Below are 18,467 nucleotides of genomic sequence, written 5' to 3' on the forward strand. Positions count from 1 at the left end.
CCGTCGTGCGTCGCGTCGGCGTACGTGCGCTCGTCCGATCGACACACCGCGTCATTGCCACTAGATCTCGCGCCGCATGCTGACGATCCACGCGCGCGGGACGAAGGAGTACGACGCGGCGCTCGCGTCGCTGTCGAGGCGCGGCGACGCCGATCTCGAGCGGGTCGAGCCGGAGGTGCGACCGATCCTGCGCGCGGTGCGCGAGCGCGGCGACGCGGCGATCCACGAGTACACCGAGCGCTTCGACAAGCGGACGATCGAGCGCATCGTGCTCGATCGCGACGCGATCGTCGCCGGCGCGCGAGCGCTCGATCCCGCGATCCGCGCGCGTCTCGAGGAGGCCGGCGAGCGCATCCGCAAGTACCACGAGCACCAGCGCGAGCCGGGCTTCCGCTACGAAGAGGGCGGCATCTCGCTCGGCCTGCGCGTGCGCCCGGTGAAGGCCGCGGGCGTGTACGCGCCCGGCGGCAAGGCGCGGTATCCGTCGAGCGTGCTGATGGCGGCGGTCCCCGCGGCCGTCGCGGGCGTGCCGCGCATCGTGCTCGCGACGCCGCGGCCGACGGCGGAGATCCTCGCCGCGGCGGAGATCGCCGGCGTCACCGAGGTCGTCGACTGTGGTGGCGCGCAGGCGATCGCGGCGCTCGCGTACGGCACGGAGAGCGTGGGGCGCGTCGACAAGATCGTCGGGCCCGGGAACATCTACGTCGCGTGCGCGAAGCGCCTGGTGTTCGGCGTCGTCGACATCGACTCGATCGCGGGCCCGAGCGAGATCCTCGTCGTCGCCGACGATCAGGCGGACCCGAGGGTCGTCGCCGCGGATCTGCTCTCGCAGGCGGAGCACGACGAGGACGCGTACGCGCTGCTGGTGACGCTCTCGGAGGCGCAGGCGCGCGCGGTGTCGCGCGAAGTCGAGCGACAGCTCGCGCTGCTGCCGCGGCGCGAGGTCGCGGAGGTGTCGATCCGCGAGCACGGCTGGGCGTTCATCGCCGGCGATCTCGCGGAGGCCGCGCGCGTCGCGGACTCGCTCGCGGCGGAGCACCTGAGCCTCCAGGTGCGCGCGCCGGAGGCGCTGCTCGAGTCGATCGGCGCGGCGGGCGCGGCGTTCCTCGGAGATCACACGCCGGAGGCGGCGGGCGACTACGCCGCGGGGCCGAGCCACGTGCTGCCGACGGGCGGCGCCGCGCGCTTCGCCTCGCCGCTCGGCGTGTGGGACTTCGTGGTGCGCACTTCGCTGATCGCGTACTCGCGCGACGCGATCCGCAAGCAGGCGGATCTCCTCGAGGAGCTCGCGCGCCTCGAAGGGCTCGAGGCGCACGCGCGCGCCGTCGCCGTACGGCGGATCGACTAATCGGTGCGGAGCGCCTCGACCGGATCGAGGCGCGCCGCGCTGCGGGCGGGGCCCACGCCGAACACCACGCCCACCGCGAGCGACACGCCGAGCGCGAGCACCACGCCGTAGGCGGGCACCACCGTGGACCATCCGCCGAAGCGCGCGATCGCCGCCGCGCCTGCGCATCCGAGCGCAAGCCCGACCAGGCCTCCCGCGGCCGACACCACGACCGCCTCCGCGAGGAACTGCAGCAGGATGTCGCGGCGCCGCGCGCCGACCGCCATGCGCACGCCGATCTCGCGCGTCCGCTCGCGCACCGACGCGAGCATGATGTTCATGATCCCGATGCCGCCGACGATCAGCGACACGAGCGCGACCGCGCCCAGCAGCGCCGTCAGCGTGCCCGTCACGGCGCCCATCGTCTGCAGCATCTCGGTCTGCGAGCGCACCGAGAAGTCGTCCTCCTGATCGGGTCGCAGCCGGTGGCGCAGCCGCATCAGCTCTTCGATGCTCGCCTGCACCGCGTCGCTCTCGCCCTCGTCCTCGATCTGCACGCTGATCGTGGAGAGGTGGTCCTGGCCGAAGAGCACGCCCTGGTGCGTCGCGAGCGGCACGAGGACCATGTCGTCGGGCGAGAGGAACCCCGCGTCGCCCTTACGCTCGAGCACGCCGATCACACGGAACGCGATCCCTCGGATCTGCACGCGCTCGCCGAGCGCGCTCGCGCTGCCGAAGAGCTCCTCCGCGACGTTCGCGCCCAGGATCACGACGCGCCGGCGCTCACGATCGTCGAGCGCGTCGAAGGAGAGCCCCGTCGCGACCTCGAGCGAGCGGATCGCGAGGTACGTGTCGGTCACGCCGATCACCTGCGCGCTCGTGTTCTCGCTGCGGTGACGCAGCTGCGCGGAGCCGCTCACCTCGGGCGCGACCGCGGCCACGCCGGGCACGCGCGCGATCGCGGCGGCGTCGCCGAGGGTGAGCGTCTCGACCGAGCCGCTGCGCACCGGACCGAACCCGCCTGCGCCGGGACGGATCGTCAGCAGGTTGGTGCCCAGCGCGCGGATGCGGCTGGAGACGTCCGCGCTCGCGCCTTCACCGACGGCGAGCACGACGATCACCGATGCGACGCCGATGATCGTGCCGAGCGCGGTCAGCGCGGTGCGCATGCCGTTGGCGCGCAGCGAGCGCATCGCGCTGCGCGCGACCTCGCGGAGCCTCACGACGCCTCCCTCGCGTGCGCCGCCGCGAACGCCGCGACAACGCGCTCCGAGGGCCCGTCGTCCTCGATGCGCCCGTCCTTCATCCACATCGCGCGCTGCAGCGCGCGCGCGACCGAGAGATCGTGGGTGACCATCACGATCGTCGCGCCCTCGTCGTGGAGCTGCGAGAGCAGCGCGAGCACCTCCTCGCCGGTGCGGCTGTCGAGCGCGCCGGTGGGCTCGTCGCAGAGCAACATCGAAGGACGGGTCACGAGCGCGCGCGCGATCGCGACGCGCTGGCGCTGACCGCCCGAGAGCTCGCTCGGCAGGTGCCGCGCGCGCTGCGCCAGCCCGACGCGCGCGAGCGCATCGAGCGCGAGCGCGCGCGTGTCGTCGACGGTCGCGCGGTAGAGCAGCGGCAGCTCGACGTTCTCCACCGCACTGAGGCGCGGCAGCAGGTGGAAGCTCTGGAAGACGAACCCGACGTGCACGTTGCGCACGAGCGCGAGCTCGTCGTCGCCGAGCCCCGCCACGTCTCGACCGCCGAGCAGGTAACGACCGGAGGTCGGACGATCGAGGCAGCCGAGCACCTGCAGCAGGGTCGACTTCCCGCAGCCCGAGGGACCGATGATCGCGAGCGACTCACCGGCCTCGACCGCGAACGACACGCGATCGACGGCGCGCACCGAGAGCTCCGGCGTCTCGGGGTGATAGACCTTCGAGAGGCCGTCGAGCTCGAGCACGCGCGTCATCGGCGGCCTCCTCGCGAAGGCGGTCCCGGGAGCAGGCCCGAGCGTCGCGCGGGCGCTTCGCTCGTCGCGCGCGCCGCGCGCGAGTCGGCGACGATCTCGTCGCCCTCGTCGAGCCCCTCGACGATCACGATGTGCTCACCGTCGGTCGCGCCGGTGCGCACCGCGCGTCGCGCACCATCGGCGAGCTCGACCTCGCGCACCGCGCCGCGGCTGCGGATCGCGGTGAGCGGCACCAGCAGCGCGCCCTCCTGCCGCGCCGTCACGATCTCCACGTCGGCGCTCATCCCCGAGCGCAGCAGCGCGACGTCGGGATCCGTCACGACGATCTCGACGTCGAACACGACGACGTTGGTGTCGACCACGCCGAGCGGGCTCACCCGGTGCACACGCCCCGCGAACGTACGATCGGCGTACGCGTCGACGCGGAACGTGACCTCCTGACCGACCTGCACGCGCCCGACCTGCGCCTCGTCGAGCTGCCCGATCACCCGCAGGTCGCGGAGGTCCGCGATGGTCACCAGCGTCGTGCCGCCGCTCACGTTGCCCATCGGCGAGCTCACGATCGAGCCGCGCTCGACACCGACCGAGAGCACCGTGCCCGCGAACGGCGCGCGGATGTCGGTGCGCTCGAGGTTGCGGCGCGCCTCCTCCACCGCGAGCTCCGCGGCCGCGAGCTGCGCGCGCGCGCTCGAGACCTGCGCCCGCCGCAACGCGACCTGCGTGCCGGCGACGTCGCGATCGTGCGCGCTCTGCCGCGCCGTCTCGGGCGCGGTGAGGCCGAGCTCGACGCCGCGCTCGCCGACGCGCGCATCCTCTTGCGCGTCGCGCGCGCTCGCCTGCGCGCTCGCGACCTGTGCGCTCGCCTCGGCCAGCGCCGCGCGCGCCCGCACGACCTCGCTCTCCGCCGTACGGAGCGCGCGCTGCGCGTCGCTGGGGTCGAGCCGGAAGAGCAGGGCGCCTTGCTCCACCGACTGCCCTTCTTCGACCGCGACCTCGACGACCTCGCCCGCGAGCCGCGAGTGCACGTCCACCTGCGCGTGCGGCTCGATCGTGCCCGACACCGACGCGACCTCGACGAGATCGCCGCGCTCGACGCGCACCATCGGCCTCGGCGCGTCGGCGCCCGCGCGCTGCATCGACATCGCGAGCCCCGCCGCGACGATCAGCGCGGCCGCCACGAGCGCGCCCCACGCGAGCGCGCGCGTCCTCTTCTTCGTCACGACATGCCTCCTGCGAAGCGACCGGCGAGCGCGCCCGTGAGGTGCGCGAGCTCCGCCTCCGCCTCTGCGTAGTCCGCCTGCGCGCGCAGCCGCTCGAGCGTCGCGTCGCGCTCGCTCTGCTGCGCTTGGAGCACCTCGAGCGCGGTGCCGGTGCCGAGGCGCAATCGCTCGCGCTCCGCGTCGGCGAGCTCGCGCGCCGCGCGCTCCGCCTCGACCGAGAGCGCGATGCGCTCGGCCGCCGCGACCAACGTCGCGCGCAGCGACGCCGCGCGCCCGACGATCTCCTGCGCGCGATCCTCGTAGCGCGCGAGCGCGGCCTCGTGCTGCGCCGACGCGACCTCGCGCTCCGCGCCCGCCTGGCTCGAGCCCAGCGGCAGCTCGACCTCGAGGCCGATCGTGCCGCTGAACGCCGGGCGATCACCCGGGAGCTGCAGCGTGCCGAGCGCCTCGTCGTCGAAGAGCACACCCGCCGCGAGCTGCGTCACGAGATCGACGCGCGGCTGATCGGCGTCGCGCGCCGTGCGCTCGCGCTCACGCGCCGCGGCGACGTCCGCCTCGAGCGCGAGGAGCTCGCTCGAGCTCGCGCGTGCTGCGTCGGCGAGGATCTCGAGCGCCGAGGGCTCGACGGGATCGAGCGCCTCTGCGTCCGCGCGCAGCACGCGCGCTTCGGCCGGGCTCATGCCGAGCAGGCGACCGAGCTCGATCGCGCGCGTCTCGGCGCTCGTCAGCGCGACGGCGCGCGCCCGCTCCGCGCTCGCGACTTGTGATCCGTAGCGCAGCACCTCGGTGCGCGAGACCGTGCCGAGCTCGCGCAGCCGGAGCTCCGCCTCCTCGTGCTGTCGGCGCGCGAGCGCGAGCGCGTCGTCGCTCACCGCGAGCGCCTGCTCGGCGTACCAGAGCTCGCGATGCGCCGTGATCACGTCGAGCGCGAGCTGGCTCACGGCCTGATCGAGCGAGCGCTCCGCCGCGGTCCGCGCCGCCTCCGCCTGACGCTGCGTGCCCAACGTCGCGTCGTCGCCCGCGCCGCGCAGCAGCGGCTGGCGCACCCCGACGGTCACCTGGCCCGAGTACGTCGGCCCGATGCGGAAGATCGTCGTGCGGCTCGGGTCGAGGTTCGTCGAGCGCCATGCGACCCCGGTCGCGACGCCGAGCTCGATCGTCGTGCCGAGATCGGTCGTCATCGCGACCGTCGCCTCGCTCGAGATGCCGTCCTGCTGCTGGCGCGTGAGCCCGTTCGCAGCGGCTGCGAGCCCCTCGGTGTGGTGCCCCTGCGCCGTGAGCGCGAGCGTGGGCGTCCGCGCGCCCTCTGCCGCGCGCACCGACGCGCGCGAGCCTGCGAGATCGGCCTGCGCGGCGCGCAGCCGAGGGCTCGCTCCGAGCGCGCGCGCGACCGCGTCGCGCTCCGTGATCGCCTGCGCCGAGGCCGCCGAGGGCGCGACGACGAGCGCGCCGAGGAGAGCGAGGATCGAAGCGATGCGCACGATCGCCAAGCTAGCGAGTGCGATCTTTCCGAGTGCCCGGCTCGTCTCAAGAAGTGCAAAGACGCGGCGCGACGATTCTTGACGTGCGCGACGGCCACCCCGGGCCCTACGTTCTTCCTCCGTGGCCTCGCGCATCCTCCTCGTGGACGACGACGTCGAGCTCGCGGGCCTGCTCCGCGACTACCTCTCGCGCGAAGGCTTCGAGGTGGACGCGGTGCACGAGGGCCCCGCCGGCCTCGAGCGCGCGCGCGCCGGAGAGCACGCGATCGTGATCCTCGACGTGATGCTCCCCGGGATGAACGGGCTCGACGTGCTGCGCGCGCTGCGCGCGACGTCGGCGGTCCCGGTGCTGATGCTCACCGCGCGCGGCGACGACGTCGATCGCATCGTCGGGCTCGAGATGGGCGCCGACGACTATCTTCCGAAGCCCTTCAACCCGCGCGAGCTCGCCGCCCGGGTGCGCGCGATCCAGCGGCGCGCCGAGGCCGCGACGCGCACGCCGCGCAGCCGCGAGGTGCTCTCCGCGGGCGACCTCTCGCTCGACGTCGGCGCGCGCGTGGTGCGGCGCGGCGGCGACGAGGTGACGCTCACCAGCGTCGAGTTCTCGCTGCTCGAGCTGCTCCTCCGCACGCCCGGCAAGATCGTCACCCGCGAGTCGATCGCCGAGCAGGTGCTGGGGCGACGCTTCTCGCCCTTCGATCGCAGCGTCGACGTCCACGTCAGCAACCTGCGCAAGAAGCTCGGCCCCGGCGCCGGTGGGCGCGAGCGCATCAAGACGGTGCGCGGCGCCGGCTACCTCCTCGCGGAGGACGAGCGGTGAGGAGTCTCTCGGCGCGCGTCTTCGTCGCGATGGTGCTCGCGAACGCGCTCGCGATGTTCGGTGTCGGTCTGGTGTACGGCGCGCGCTTCGAGCGGCGCCGCGAGCACCAGTCGTTCCTCGTCGCCGAGCTGCTCGCGCGCCGCGGCGCCGACGCGGCGATCGCGATCTCCGCGGGTGACTCCGAGCGCGCCGAGGCGCTCCTCGCCGACGCAGCGTCGCGCAGCGGCATCGGCGCCGCGATCCTCGACCCCGAGGGCCGCATCGTCGCCGGACGCCGCGACGCGCCCCAGGGCCCCGAGCTCGTGCGCACCGCGCGCGCATCGCGCGAGCCCACCATCGCGACGCGCGGCGACGTCGCCTGGCACGTCGCCGCGCTCCCGGGCGGCTTCGTCGTGGTCGGTGCGCCGAGCGAGCCGCGCACGATCGCGGGCCTCTCGCCGCCGACGCTCCAGCTGCTGCTCGTCGGTGTGCTCTCCGCGATCCTCACCCTCGCGCTCGCGCGCTGGATCGCGAGCCCGATCCGCGCGCTGCGCGCCGCCACCGACCGCCTCGCCGCGGGCCACTCCGGCGTGCGCGTCGGGCCGACGATCACCCGCACGGCCGATGCCGAGGTCGCGGCGCTCGCGAAGGACTTCGATCGCATGGCGGAGCGCATCGAGGCGCTGCTCGAGTCTCGCGAGCGCCTGCTCCGCGACGTCTCGCACGAGCTGCGCTCCCCGCTCGCGCGCCTGTCCGTCGCGCTCGAGCTGGCGCGACAGAGCGCGGGCGCCGGCGCGCACGAGGCGCTCGATCGCATCGAGAAAGAGGCGGAGCGCCTGGGCGAGCTCGTCGGGCTCGTGCTGACGATGGCCAAGCTCGAGCCCTCGGCCGCGCCGCACCGCAGCGAGCCGGTGCGCATCGACGAGCTCCTCCATGAGATCCACCGCGACGCGGCGTTCGAGGCGCGCGGCGCGGGGCGCGACGTGGCGCTGGTGCGCAGCGCGCCCGCCGAGGTGCGCGGCGACGAGGAGATCCTCCGCCAGGCGATCGAGAACGTCGTGCGCAACGCGATCCGCTTCACCGCGGACGGCACGACTGTCGATCTCGCGCTCGACGTGGCGTCCGGCCGCGCGCGCCTCGAGGTGCGCGATCACGGCCCCGGCGTGCCCGAGGACGCGCTCGACGAGATCTTCCGACCGTTCACGCGCGTCGAGAGCGCGCGCGAGCGTGCTTCGGGCGGCGCCGGCGTCGGCCTCGCGATCACCGATCGCGCGGTGCGGCTGCACGGTGGCGCGGTGCACGCGAAGAACGCAGACGGCGGCGGTCTCGTGGTGACGATCGAGCTGCCCACTGCGACCGCGTGACGGAACGCTCGGCGCGCGGCCAAGAGCGCTCGGAGGTTCTGCATGCGCAGCAGGGGCTGGCTCGGGATCGCGGCGCTCGCGCTGCTCGCCGGGTGCGACGGGTCGTCGCTCGAGTGCGGTGAGGGCACGATCGAGCAGGACGGCCGCTGCGTCTCGAGCACCACGTACGGGCCGGGCACCGAGCGCGATCCCGAGACCGGCGCGTGCGTGCCCAGCGAGACCGTCGAGTGCGCGACCGGCACGCGCCTCGTCGAGGGCGAGTGCGTGCCCGACGGCAGCGTCGTCTGCTCCGGCAACACCGTGTTCGATCCCGCGCGTGGCGCGTGCGTGCTCGATCCCGACGCGTGCGCCGAGGGCACCGTGCTCGTCGAGGGCCGCTGCGTCCCGTTCGACGACACGCTCGTGGGCGACGTGCACGCGGCCGCCGAGCCCGACGACCCGCGCTTCGACGGCGACCCCGCGCCGATGAGCCCGCCGTCGATCGGCGACACGGTCACGATCGACGGCTGCATCGCGCCCGCGAACTTCGACGAGGACGATCGCGGGATCATCGACGTCGACGTCGATCACTTCGCGTTCACCGTCGCGCAGCCCGGCCTCTACCGCGTGCGCGCCGACGGCAAGGGTGGGCTCAGCGCCGCGTTCGCGATCGCGTCGACGGACCCCGCGCTCGACACGTGGTTCCGGCTCGGCATCGACCTCGCGAGCGACGGCTCGGAGCGCCAAGTCTGGCTCCCGCGTGCCGGCACCTACGTGCTGATGATCTTCGACAGCCGCAGCGCGACGCTCGATCTGCTCCCCTCGCGCTTCACCTTCGCGCGCCCGGTCGGCGGCGAGGGCACGTGTTACTTCGCGAGCGTCGAAGGGCTCGAGACGCCTTCGCCCACCGCGCTCACCGCGAGCACGCGCACCGGCGCGCTCGGCGATCCGCAGTTCTTCGCGATCGCCAGCCCCGCGCGCACCGTGCTCCAGGCGCGCCTCACCGCGTCGAGCGCGGCCGCGATGGGCGGCCTCGTGATGAGCGTCGGCACCACGTTCCACGGCGAGCGCGCCGCGTCGCCGCGCACCGACCTCTTCTCCGAGATCCTCGAGGCCGGAGACTCGCTGCTGCTCGTCGTCGACGCGGTCTACGACTACGCGGCGACCCCGGTCGCCTACGACCTCGAGGTCCGCCGTCCGCCGCGCTTGCCCGACGAGGGAACGCTCACCATCGAGCACGACGAGGACGAGGCGCCCTACTTCTGGTTCGAGGGCCAGGCCGGCGACGTGATGCGCATGGCGATCGAGAGCGATGGCGCGCGGCTCTACTACTACTTCTACGATCGCGAAGTCTCCGAGATCGTCGCACCGATCTGCGTCGACGAGCCCTGCACCGCGGCCGAGCGCTACGCGCAGCTCACCGGCACCGGGCGCTACGTCGCGCGCATCTACAACGTCGATGGCGAGCACGGCGTCGACTACGACGTCGCGCTGCAGGTCGAGGCGATCACGCCAATCGCGGCGGCGGTCGGCACGCCGAGCACGATCGACCTCTCGGGCGGGCGCTACGGCTTCGTCGCGATCGACGCGAGCTCGGTCGACTGGGGACGCTACGTGCTCTCGTCGCTCGCCGGCACCGACTTCGTCGAGGCGCAGACCCTGCTCTTCATGCGCGACGAAGAGGGGGTGCTCGCGATGGATCGCGGCCCCGGCAACGTGAGCGCGATCGACGCGCTGATCAGCGCGGAGGGCTTCTCGCGCATCTACGGAGACGGCCCGGGCGAGCTGCTGATCGCGGTGAACGATCCCAACGGCTCCGAGCTCGACGAGTCGCTCGATCTCGCGCTCGTGAACGAGACGTTCGTGAACGTGCCGGTCACGCCGGGCACGCCGGTGACGCGCGCGGCCGACACGATCGCCGCGGACACGTCGCGCCTCTATCTCGTGCGTGCTCCCACGGGCACCGAGCTCACGTTCCGCGCGACCGGCGCGGGGAGCGCGGACGTCGCGATCGACGAGCTCGAGGCCGACGTGACGGTGGTCGACACCGTGGACGCGACGGGCGGCGGCCAGCCCGAGTCGATGGCGCGCACCGTCGGTCCGCGCGGCTGGATCGCGCTCGCGGTGCGCACCGTCGACGGCAGCGCGGGCGAGGTCGGCATCGCGATCGACTCGGAGCCTCCCGCGTACTCGTTCGCCCCGGGCGCGCGCCGCTTCGCCGACGTGTGCGCCGCGGGCGTCGAGCTCGTCGACGACGACGACGCGATGAGCGGGATCGTGCCCCTCGACACGTTCGCCGGCTTCGAGCTGTTCGGCACGTCGGTCGACCAGATCCTCGTGTCGACCAACGGCTGGCTCACGATCGACGGCAGCTATCTCGGCGACTCGATCGGCAGCGGCGGCGTCGGGGTCGGCGGCCAGCTGCCCGACGGTGTCATCGCCGCGCAGTGGACCGATCTCGTCGCGCGCGTCTGCGCGCGCCAGACCGCCGGCGAGCTCGTCGTGCAGTGGACCGGCCAGCACTACAACACCGGCGAGGAGATCGAGATGCAGGTCGTGCTCTCGGGCACGTCGCGCATCGAGCTCGTCTATGGCCCGCACCACGGGCCGCGCTTCACCGAGCAGCAGGTCGGCCTCGAGTCGCCCGACGGCGGAGTCGCGCTGATGCCCCCGCTCGCGCTGCTCGGCGCGGATCGCTCGGTCGTCGCGACCGCGCGTCCCTGAGCGCCTACTCCTCCGCGGCGGTTCCGCTCAGCGCCCGTCGCGCATCGCGCAGGTCGCGCCGCAAACAGCGGTGGCAGTCCTGCGTGTTCAGGAACCCGCAGCCGCGCCGATCCCGGTGCAGTCGCTCCAGCGCCGGCAGCGCGCGTGCGTCGCCGATGCGCCCGAGATCGCGCACTGCGGTGCGCCGGTCTGGGCATCGCTCGCCGAGCTCGAGCGCCACCACCGCCGCCACGAACGGCGGCGCGTCGGTGCGCGCGGCGTCGCGGATGCGGCGCGCCGCGTCTTCGCGCTCCTCGCCCGAGCCGCTGTCGAGCAGCGTCGAGACGTCGCGCGCGATCTCGATCGGGATCGGCACGCCGCTCGTGTCGGAGACCGGGGCCGCGGCCGCTTGGTCGTCCGGCGGATCGGGCGCGCGCGGCAGCTCGCGCTCGGGCGCGCCGCGGCGTCCCGTCTCGCGCGCCGGCGGGGTCGGCGGGGCTTCCTGCGCCTCCGGGGTCGTCGTCGCGACGGTCGCGCCCGCGGGCGTCTCCTCGCCTCCGCCGAACGCGAGCACGCCGACGAACATCAACATCGCGAGCACGAGCGGCGTCGCGCACCCCGCGACCACCAGCGACGTCGGCACGTTGCGCACCGGGCCGACGTTCATCGTGCCCTGCAGCGTCTCCGCCGCCTTCCCCAGCCCCGCGGGCAACACCACGCTCGGCTGCGCCGTCGCGATCGATCCCGTCGTGTCGACCACCGGGTGCTGACCGCTCGTGTCGCTCGAGCGGATCGGCACCGCGATCTCGCCCGAGAGCACCTTGTGCTCGAGCGCCGCGCCCAGCGCGAGCCTGCGCAGCACGTCGCGCACCTCGCCCGCGCGCTGCGGTCGGTCGTCGCGCGCCCGCGCGAGCAGCCGCGCCACCAGCTCGTCGAGCTCCACCGGCACGTCGGGCACCAGGCTCGCGAGCCGCGGGATGTCGGTCGTCAGCTGTCGCGTGACGATCGCGGTGAGATCGTCGTCGGGGAAGAGCGGCTGCTTCGCCACCAGCTCCCAGAGCACCACGCCGAGCGCGTACAGATCCGCGCGCGTGTCGACGTTCTCGCCGAGCGCCTGCTCGGGCGCCATGTAGCCCGGCGTCCCGATGATCGTGCCGACGCGCGTCAGCGCCTTGCCGGTGCTCGCGGTCGCGCCTTCTTCGCTCGCGACGCGCGCGACGCCGAAGTCGAGCACCTTCACCATCTCGCTGCCGTCGTCGCGCGGCTCGAGGATGACGTTCTCGGGCTTCAGATCACGATGCACGATCCGATGCGCGTGCGCCGCGGCGAGCGCGTCCGCGATCTGCGCGCCGATGTCGCACGCGAACTGCCACGTCGCGTCGCCCGCGTCCATCGCGCGGCGCAGGCTGCGCCCGCGCACGTACGGCATCACGAGGTACGCGCCGCCCTCGGGCAGCGCGCCGTAGTCGAGCGCGCTCGCGACGTGCGGATGATCGAGCTTCGCGCTCGCCATCGCCTCGCGCGCGAAGCGCTCCGCGAGCTCACCGTCGCCCGCGAACTGCGGGAGGATCACCTTGAGCGCGACCTTCTTCGAGAGCTTCACGTGCTCCGCGAGGAACACCGCGCCCATCCCGCCCTCGCCGAGCAGCTCGGCGACGCGATAGCGCCCTTCGACGAGCCGACCGAGCCAGGCCTCGCTCCGGAACCCGACGTGCGAGCTCTCTTCGGGCGCGCCCATCGGCGGCGGTCGCTCGGTCTGCGCGACGCCGCTCACCCGCGGACGACGCTGGCTCATCCCTCGCGCTCCGCCTTCTCCGGCGCCTCGTCGAACCCTGCCGACGAGAGCAGCTCGTAGAGCGCCGCCGCCTGCGTGGGCGCGAGATCGCCGAACTTCACGCCGAAGCCGCGGCCGAGCCCCGCGAGCCCGTCGTCGCTCACCCAGCGCACCTGTGCGGGCAGCTCCAGCGGATCCCACGCGGTCGGGCTCTGCAGCGTCACGACGATCGACGCGCCGATCGGCGGAGGCCGATCCGCCTGCACGAACGCGCCGCCCATCCCGAGGTCCGCGATGCGTCCCGCCTTCTCGAGCGCCGCGCCGGGCTCGTCTCGCCGGAAGCACACGCGCAGCTCGATCGCCGTGCGCGCGCTGCGTCGGAAATGGGCGTCGGTCATGGACCTCGCGAAGATACCATCCCGAGACCGCGCAGCGATGCCTGCTTGCGGTTTCGAGAGGCGAACGTCACACCTTCGCGCCTCATGGACGAGCGCGAGCGGCTCACGCGCGATCTCTCCCGGAACGTCGGGCGCTGCATCGGGGACTTCGACCTGATCGGCGAGGGCGACCGTGTGATGGTCTGCCTCAGCGGAGGCAAGGACAGCTACGCGATGATGCACCTGCTCGACGTGCTCCGGCGTCGCTCGCCGGTGCGCTTCGAGCTCCTCGCGGTACACCTCGACCAGGGCCACCCCGGCTACGACGGCACGCCGCTCGAGGGATGGCTGCGCGAGCGCGGCTTCGACTACCGCATCGTGCGCGAGGACACCTACTCGATCGTGAAGGAGAAGGTGCCCGAGGAGAGCACGTACTGCTCGCTCTGCTCGCGCCTGCGTCGCGGCATCCTCTACAACGTCGCGCAGGAGCTCGGGTGCACGAAGATCGCGCTCGGGCATCATCGCGACGACGCGCTCGAGACGTTGATGCTGAACCTGATGTTCACGGGCTCGCTGAAGGCGATGCCGCCGAAGCTCGTGAGCGACGACCAGCGCAACACCGTCATCCGCCCGCTGCTGTACTGCGCGGAGCCGAGCCTCGCGCGGTTCGCGGAGCTCGAGCGCTTCCCGATCCTGCCGTGCGACCTCTGCGGCTCGCAGGACAACCTGATGCGCAAGCAGGTGAAGCGGATGCTCGCCGAGATGGAAGCGCACGCGCCGAAGGCGAAGGAGAGCATGCTCGCGGCGATCGGGAACGTGCGCGCGACGCACCTGCTCGATCGCGATCTCTACGCGAAGCTCGGTCTCGCGGTGGCGACCGACGGCGACGAGAAGACGCCGCGCACCGCGATCGGCATGGACGGCGCGCGCAGGCTCCCGATCGTCGACGCGGAGTGAGCGCGCGGTCGTACTGATCGGCTTCGGTGTGTGCTCGCTCCAGGTGCGCGCTTCGCGCGCACGCCCGTCGCGCTGCTGGTTTCGGCGAGCGGGCCGCTCGTGGTGGGGTTGCTTCGCGGTGAAGGGCTCGCCGAGTCCCCGCGGATCGCTTGCGGGAGGGTGATCTCGAGTCCCCGCGGATTCGGGACCGGTACGTGAGCGCGCGCGCCTCCGGGAGAGTTGGTGGATCGCTTGCGTCAGCGGTCGCGTTTCCGGGAGAGCTGGTGGATCGCTTGCGTCAGCGGTCGCGGTTCCGCGATGTGGTGTGGGACGCTAGCGGCAGCGGCTGTCCTTCCGAGATGTCTCTCGAAACGGTTGCGCAAGCGGCTGTGCTTCCGAGATCTCTCCTGGAACGCTAGCGTTAGCCATCGCCCTTCCTAGATCTGTTGCCCAGCGGCGGCTCCGCGCACCATGACCTCCGTCGACGGCGCCAGATCGCACTCAACGGAGCATTGTCTTCCGTCGGAGGTGCTCCTACGCTGGGGCTCGACATGGACGACGTTCCCGAGGCCCTCGAAGCTGCCGTGCTCGCCAAGCGGCTCGGCGTCAGCACCCGGACGCTCCGCGCGTGGATGCAGGCCGGCGCGCTGCCGCGACCGCGGGCGCGCGGTCACCTCACGCGCTTCGATCGGAAGCAGATCGTGATCGCCTACGCGGTCGCCGCGCTCCGACGCGACGGAGTTCCGCTGCCGCACATCGCGCGCTTCCTCACGAACAAGACCGACGCGGAGCTGCGCGAGATCGGCGGGCTTCCCGCGCCGCGCGAGCCCGCCGCGCTGCCTCCGCCGCCGCCGACCCGCGCGCTTCCGTCCGACGGAACGCCCAGCGCGCCGGCGCGCGATGGCGCGGGCCGCGGCTCGGGCATCGAGAACGTCGTCTCCACCGAGTCGCTCGCCGTGCAGAGCGCGCTCGCCCCGCGCGACGAGCCGAGCAGCACCGGCGTGCCCATCGGCGCGGTGTGGCGGCGCATCGAGCTCCTTCCCGGCCTCGAGCTGCACGTCCGCGCCGACGCGCCGCCCTTCGTGCACGGGATCGCCGCGGCGATCGCGGCGGGACGGTTCTCGAAGTAGGCCTCGCGATCGCGCACGGCGCGATTTCCGAAATCCACCACGGAGCGCCGCAGAGGACCGCAGAGAAGAGAAATCCTTCTCCCATCTCAGCGGCCCTCCGTGCCCTCTGCGGTGAGTCGAATACGCCTCAGTCGCCCGCCATCGCCGCGGTGTCGTGCATCTTCTGCAGTGCCTGATCGATGGTGAACGACGCGGACTTCTGGCGCGGCGGGAACTCGACGAACGTGTCCGCGAACTCCTTCGCGATCACCTGCGATGCGAACACCAGATACGCGTGATCGAGATACCAGTCGTAATAGGTGTTCGACGTCACGTCGGCGCGCTCGAAGGGATCGGTGCGCAGGTTGTAGAGCTTCGGCACCCGCAGCGGGATGAACGGCTCCGCCCACACGCGGAGCGTGCCCGGCGCGCGCTGCTCCATGAACACGACCTTCCAGTTGTCGAACCGGAGCGCGACCAGGTCGCCGTCGTCGCTGAAGTAGATGAGTCCCGGACGCGGGCTCTTCTTCTCCTTGCCGGTCAGGTAGGGCAGCAGATCGTAGCCGTCGATGTGCACTCGGAACTTCTTTCCGAGCGCGGTGTGGCCCTTCTTGAGCTTCGCCTGGATGTTCGGCTCGCCCGCCATCGAGAGGAACGTCGGGAGCCAGTCGTGGTGGTGGACGATCTCGTTCGAGACCACGCCCGCTTCGATCTTCCCGGGCCAGCGCACGATCTTCGGGACGCGGAACGCGCCCTCCCAGTTCGTGTTCTTCTCGCTCCGGAACGGCGTCATCGCGCCGTCGGGCCACGAGTTCATGTGCGGCCCGTTGTCGGTGCTGTACATGACGAACGTGTTCTCGGCGATGCCGAGCTCGTCGAGCAGGTCGAGCAGCTGACCGACGTGCTCGTCGTGGTCGATCATCGTGTCGTGGTACGGCGACTGCCATCGTCCCGACTGACCGACGCTCTCGGGCTTCGGGTGAGTCCGGAAGTGCATGTGCGTCGTGTTCACCCAGCAGAAGAACGGCTGTCCATCGGCGCTCTTGCGGGTGATGAAGTCCTTCGCGGCGGCGATGAACTCGTCGTCGCAGGTCTCCATGCGCTTCTTCGTCAGAGGACCGGTGTCCTCGATCTTCTGCTTGCCGACTCGACCCCAGCGCTCGTCGACGGTGGGATCGTCGATGTCCGTCGCCCAACAGCGCAGCACGCCGCGAGGGCCGTAGTTGGTGCGGAAGTTCGGGAAGTCCTTCGCAGGCGGGTAGTCCGGGAGCTCGGGCTCCTCCTCCGCGTTGAGGTGGTAGAGGTTGCCGAAGAACTCGTCGAACCCGTGCACGGTCGGCAGGAACTCGTTGCGATCGCCGAGGTGATTCTTTCCGAATTGCCCCGTCGCGTAGCCGCGCGCCTTCAGGAGCTCGGCGATGGTCGGATCTTCCGCGCTGAGGCCGAGCGTCGCGCCCGGGACTCCCACCTTCGTCAATCCGGTGCGGAATCCGCTCTGACCGGTGATGAACGACGCGCGCCCGGCAGTGCAGCTCTGCTCACCGTAGGAGTCGGTGAAGCGCATCCCCTCCTTTGCCAAGCGATCGATGTTGGGAGTGCGATATCCCATCAGGCCGTCGCTGTAACAGCTCAGGTTCGTGATGCCGATGTCGTCGCCCCAGATCACGAGGATGTTCGGCTTGTCGGACTTCTTCTCTCCGTGTCCGTTGCCGTGCCCGTTGCCCGTCTTGCGCTTTCCCATCGTCGCCATGACGTCTCCCTCTCTCAGCGCTGTCCGCGCAGCATCGCGTCCTGGATGCGCTCGCCGGTGGAGAGCTCGCAGTCGCCCATGCCGCCCGACTGCGGACCGGCCTCGGGATCGGCGAGCTGGAAGTGACAGCGCATGCGCTCGCCCTCCGGGCCCGTGAGCTGCGCGATCACGCGGCCGGTGTACTGGCGGATGAACGCCGTGTCGTCGGCCATGCCGTACCAGGGACCGCCCCACACGTCCCAGTAGGGATCGAGATCGGTCGCGCGTGTCTCCGTCGTGACCTGGAGGAACTCGCCGGAGAAGTCGCGCCCGTCCATCAGCTCCGCGCGGATCGTCCCGCGCGTCGCGTCCGGTGCCGCGTTCCACTGGAACGCGACGGGCTCGCTCGCTTCGCCCGGCTTGCCGGTCTCGAGCGTTCCACTCCCGCCACCGCTGGTCGCGCAGCCCGCCACGAGGGCGAGCGCGCTTGCTCCGAGGATCATGCCGATTCGCATGCTCGGCCCCTTTGCGCTGGACGTGCCACGAAGAGGAGAGGCGGAATCGCGGACGTCGCGCCGGAGCGCGATCCGCTCGCGCGGCGCCGTGCGCGACGTGTGCTCCGCGGCGGCGAGGAGCAACGCCACGCGCAGCGCGATCACTCGGGCGGATAGACGACGCGCCAGTCGTCGCGCATGTCGATCACCGTCCATCCCGACCGCTGCGCGTCGTCGAGCGCGGCGGCGAGGCGACCCGATCGCGCGTCGCGGTCGTACGCGAACTCGCGCTCCGCGTCGGTGTGATGGACGAGCGCGACGAAGCGCGGGCCCGGCCCGCTCGCGACCCACGAGAGCATCTCGTGATCGCCGTCGGAATTGCCGAACGCGGCAATCGGTCGCGCGCCGATCGTGCGCTCGATGGCGATCGGCTTTCCCGGACCGTCGTCGACGAATTCGATCTCGCCCCCGCGCACGAGCGTCGGCACGCCGCCGCGCCGCTCGAGCCGGAGCTGCGCCTGGCTGCCGATCACGTGCGCGGGCGGGACCCCATAAAGGTCCTCGGCCCACGCGCGCATGAAGTCGGTGTCGCCGCCGGAGACGATGTACACGCGGAACTCGTGCGCTCGCAGGTAGTCGAGCAGCTCGAGCATCGGCTGATAGACGAGCTCGGAATAGCGCCGGTCGTAGCGCGGATGTCGTGCGGTCGACATCCACTCGCGCACCACTCGCTCGAACTCCTCGGGCGTCATCTCGCCGTGGGTGGCCGCGATCAGCTCGGCGATCCCGCGACGTCCGCCGCGCTCCATCGCGCCCGCGACGTCGCCGCGGAGGATGCCCGCGAAGGGCTCGCGCGCGCGCCACTCGGGGTGCGAGGGCGCGAGCTCGCGCACGCGATCGACCGCGAACGCGAGCTCGAACGGCATCGGCTGCTCCGCCCACAACGTGCCATCGTTGTCGAACACCGCGATGCGCGCGTCCGGAGCGACGTAGTCGCGACTGCCTTCGGTCGTGACGCGCTCCACGAAGTCGACGATCGCCCGGCGCGACGGGACGTCGTTCCACGAGGCGAGCGCGCTCGACGCCGATCGCGGAGCCGCCGCCGGCTTCGTGTCGCGCATCGTCTCTCTCGCGCCTGCACCGCCGCATCCGATCAGCACCGCGAGCGACAACGTGGCGAATCGTCCGAGCTGCATGAGTGTGTCTCCTCGCGGCGAGAGA

General features: G+C 72.3%; 15 protein-coding genes. 6 read left to right on the forward strand and 9 right to left on the reverse strand.

Annotated features, from left to right (window positions below):
- Window positions 1-76 precede the first annotated feature (76 nt).
- Window positions 77-1,348 carry a histidinol dehydrogenase gene (hisD, locus tag DB32_RS10005; RefSeq protein ID WP_053232198.1) on the forward strand — a complete coding sequence of 424 codons (1,272 nt, stop codon included), beginning with the start codon at window positions 77-79 and terminating at the stop codon, window positions 1,346-1,348.
- On the opposite strand, the gene DB32_RS10010 is transcribed toward hisD, so the two are convergent.
- Genes DB32_RS10010 through DB32_RS10025 form a run of 4 tightly spaced genes read right to left on the reverse strand, consistent with a single transcriptional unit; the run spans window position 1,345 to window position 5,982 of the window.
- Window positions 1,345-2,550 carry an ABC transporter permease gene (locus DB32_RS10010; protein ID WP_053232199.1) on the reverse strand — a complete coding sequence of 402 codons (1,206 nt, stop codon included), beginning with the start codon at window positions 2,548-2,550 and terminating at the stop codon, window positions 1,345-1,347. The two genes, hisD and DB32_RS10010, sit on opposite strands and share 4 nt — an antisense overlap.
- On the reverse strand, window positions 2,547-3,281 hold the full coding sequence (locus DB32_RS10015) for an ABC transporter ATP-binding protein (protein ID WP_053232200.1): 735 nt from the start codon (window positions 3,279-3,281) through the stop codon (window positions 2,547-2,549). The genes DB32_RS10010 and DB32_RS10015 overlap by 4 nt, the downstream gene beginning before the upstream one ends.
- Window positions 3,278-4,501 (reverse strand): efflux RND transporter periplasmic adaptor subunit, encoded by a 1,224-nt coding sequence (locus DB32_RS10020; protein ID WP_053232201.1) that lies wholly within the window; start codon window positions 4,499-4,501, stop codon window positions 3,278-3,280. The genes DB32_RS10015 and DB32_RS10020 overlap by 4 nt, the downstream gene beginning before the upstream one ends.
- Window positions 4,498-5,982, reverse strand: a complete 1,485-nt coding sequence (locus DB32_RS10025) for a TolC family protein (RefSeq protein WP_169791399.1) — start codon at window positions 5,980-5,982, stop codon at window positions 4,498-4,500. Before DB32_RS10025 ends, DB32_RS10020 begins: the two co-directional genes overlap by 4 nt.
- 121 nt (window positions 5,983-6,103) lie before the next feature.
- Between DB32_RS10025 and DB32_RS10030 the strand changes: the two genes are divergently transcribed.
- From DB32_RS10030 to DB32_RS10040, 3 genes are read left to right on the forward strand one after another with little or no spacing between them, the layout of a single operon-like run.
- Entirely contained in the window at window positions 6,104-6,802 is a 699-nt protein-coding gene (locus DB32_RS10030) for a response regulator transcription factor (protein ID WP_053232203.1), read from the forward strand.
- On the forward strand, window positions 6,799-8,145 hold the full coding sequence (locus DB32_RS10035; protein WP_053232204.1) for an ATP-binding protein: 1,347 nt from the start codon (window positions 6,799-6,801) through the stop codon (window positions 8,143-8,145). The genes DB32_RS10030 and DB32_RS10035 overlap by 4 nt, the downstream gene beginning before the upstream one ends.
- A gap of 42 nt (window positions 8,146-8,187) precedes the next feature.
- The gene (locus tag DB32_RS10040) at window positions 8,188-10,848 is read left to right on the forward strand and encodes a hypothetical protein (RefSeq protein ID WP_053232205.1); all 2,661 of its coding nucleotides are present in this window, start codon (window positions 8,188-8,190) and stop codon (window positions 10,846-10,848) included.
- Window positions 10,849-10,852: 4 nt separating this feature from the next.
- On the opposite strand, the gene DB32_RS10045 is transcribed toward DB32_RS10040, so the two are convergent.
- Together DB32_RS10045 and DB32_RS10050 are read right to left on the reverse strand one after the other, a co-directional pair.
- A complete protein-coding gene (locus DB32_RS10045; protein ID WP_053232206.1) occupies window positions 10,853-12,622 on the reverse strand; it encodes a serine/threonine-protein kinase in 1,770 nt (589 codons plus the stop codon).
- A complete protein-coding gene (locus tag DB32_RS10050; protein WP_053232207.1) occupies window positions 12,619-12,999 on the reverse strand; it encodes a PilZ domain-containing protein in 381 nt (126 codons plus the stop codon). Before DB32_RS10050 ends, DB32_RS10045 begins: the two co-directional genes overlap by 4 nt.
- Before the next feature lie 84 nt (window positions 13,000-13,083).
- Here DB32_RS10050 and ttcA point away from each other — a divergent pair, with 84 nt between their 5' ends.
- Both ttcA and DB32_RS48090 read left to right on the forward strand, forming a co-directional pair.
- Window positions 13,084-13,935: a tRNA 2-thiocytidine(32) synthetase TtcA gene (ttcA, locus tag DB32_RS10055; protein ID WP_083457285.1), complete on the forward strand. Its 852-nt coding sequence runs from the start codon at window positions 13,084-13,086 to the stop codon at window positions 13,933-13,935.
- 530 nt (window positions 13,936-14,465) lie between these two features.
- Window positions 14,466-15,044: a helix-turn-helix domain-containing protein gene (locus tag DB32_RS48090; RefSeq protein WP_053232208.1), complete on the forward strand. Its 579-nt coding sequence runs from the start codon at window positions 14,466-14,468 to the stop codon at window positions 15,042-15,044.
- Window positions 15,045-15,171: 127 nt separating this feature from the next.
- Here the strand turns inward: DB32_RS48090 and DB32_RS10065 are convergent, their stop codons facing one another.
- The 3 genes from DB32_RS10065 to DB32_RS10075 all read right to left on the reverse strand — a co-directional run bounded on the left by DB32_RS10065 (window position 15,172) and on the right by DB32_RS10075 (window position 18,442).
- On the reverse strand, window positions 15,172-16,764 hold the full coding sequence (locus DB32_RS10065) for an arylsulfatase (RefSeq protein WP_053238752.1): 1,593 nt from the start codon (window positions 16,762-16,764) through the stop codon (window positions 15,172-15,174).
- Between the two features lie 23 nt (window positions 16,765-16,787).
- A complete protein-coding gene (locus DB32_RS45145) occupies window positions 16,788-17,255 on the reverse strand; it encodes a hypothetical protein (RefSeq protein WP_157068911.1) in 468 nt (155 codons plus the stop codon).
- Between the two features lie 152 nt (window positions 17,256-17,407).
- Window positions 17,408-18,442 (reverse strand): HAD family hydrolase, encoded by a 1,035-nt coding sequence (locus tag DB32_RS10075; RefSeq protein ID WP_240481187.1) that lies wholly within the window; start codon window positions 18,440-18,442, stop codon window positions 17,408-17,410.
- Window positions 18,443-18,467 lie beyond the last annotated feature (25 nt).

It is taken from the genome of Sandaracinus amylolyticus (genome assembly GCF_000737325.1).
Classification (GTDB): Bacteria; Myxococcota_A; Polyangia; order Polyangiales; family Sandaracinaceae; genus Sandaracinus; species Sandaracinus amylolyticus.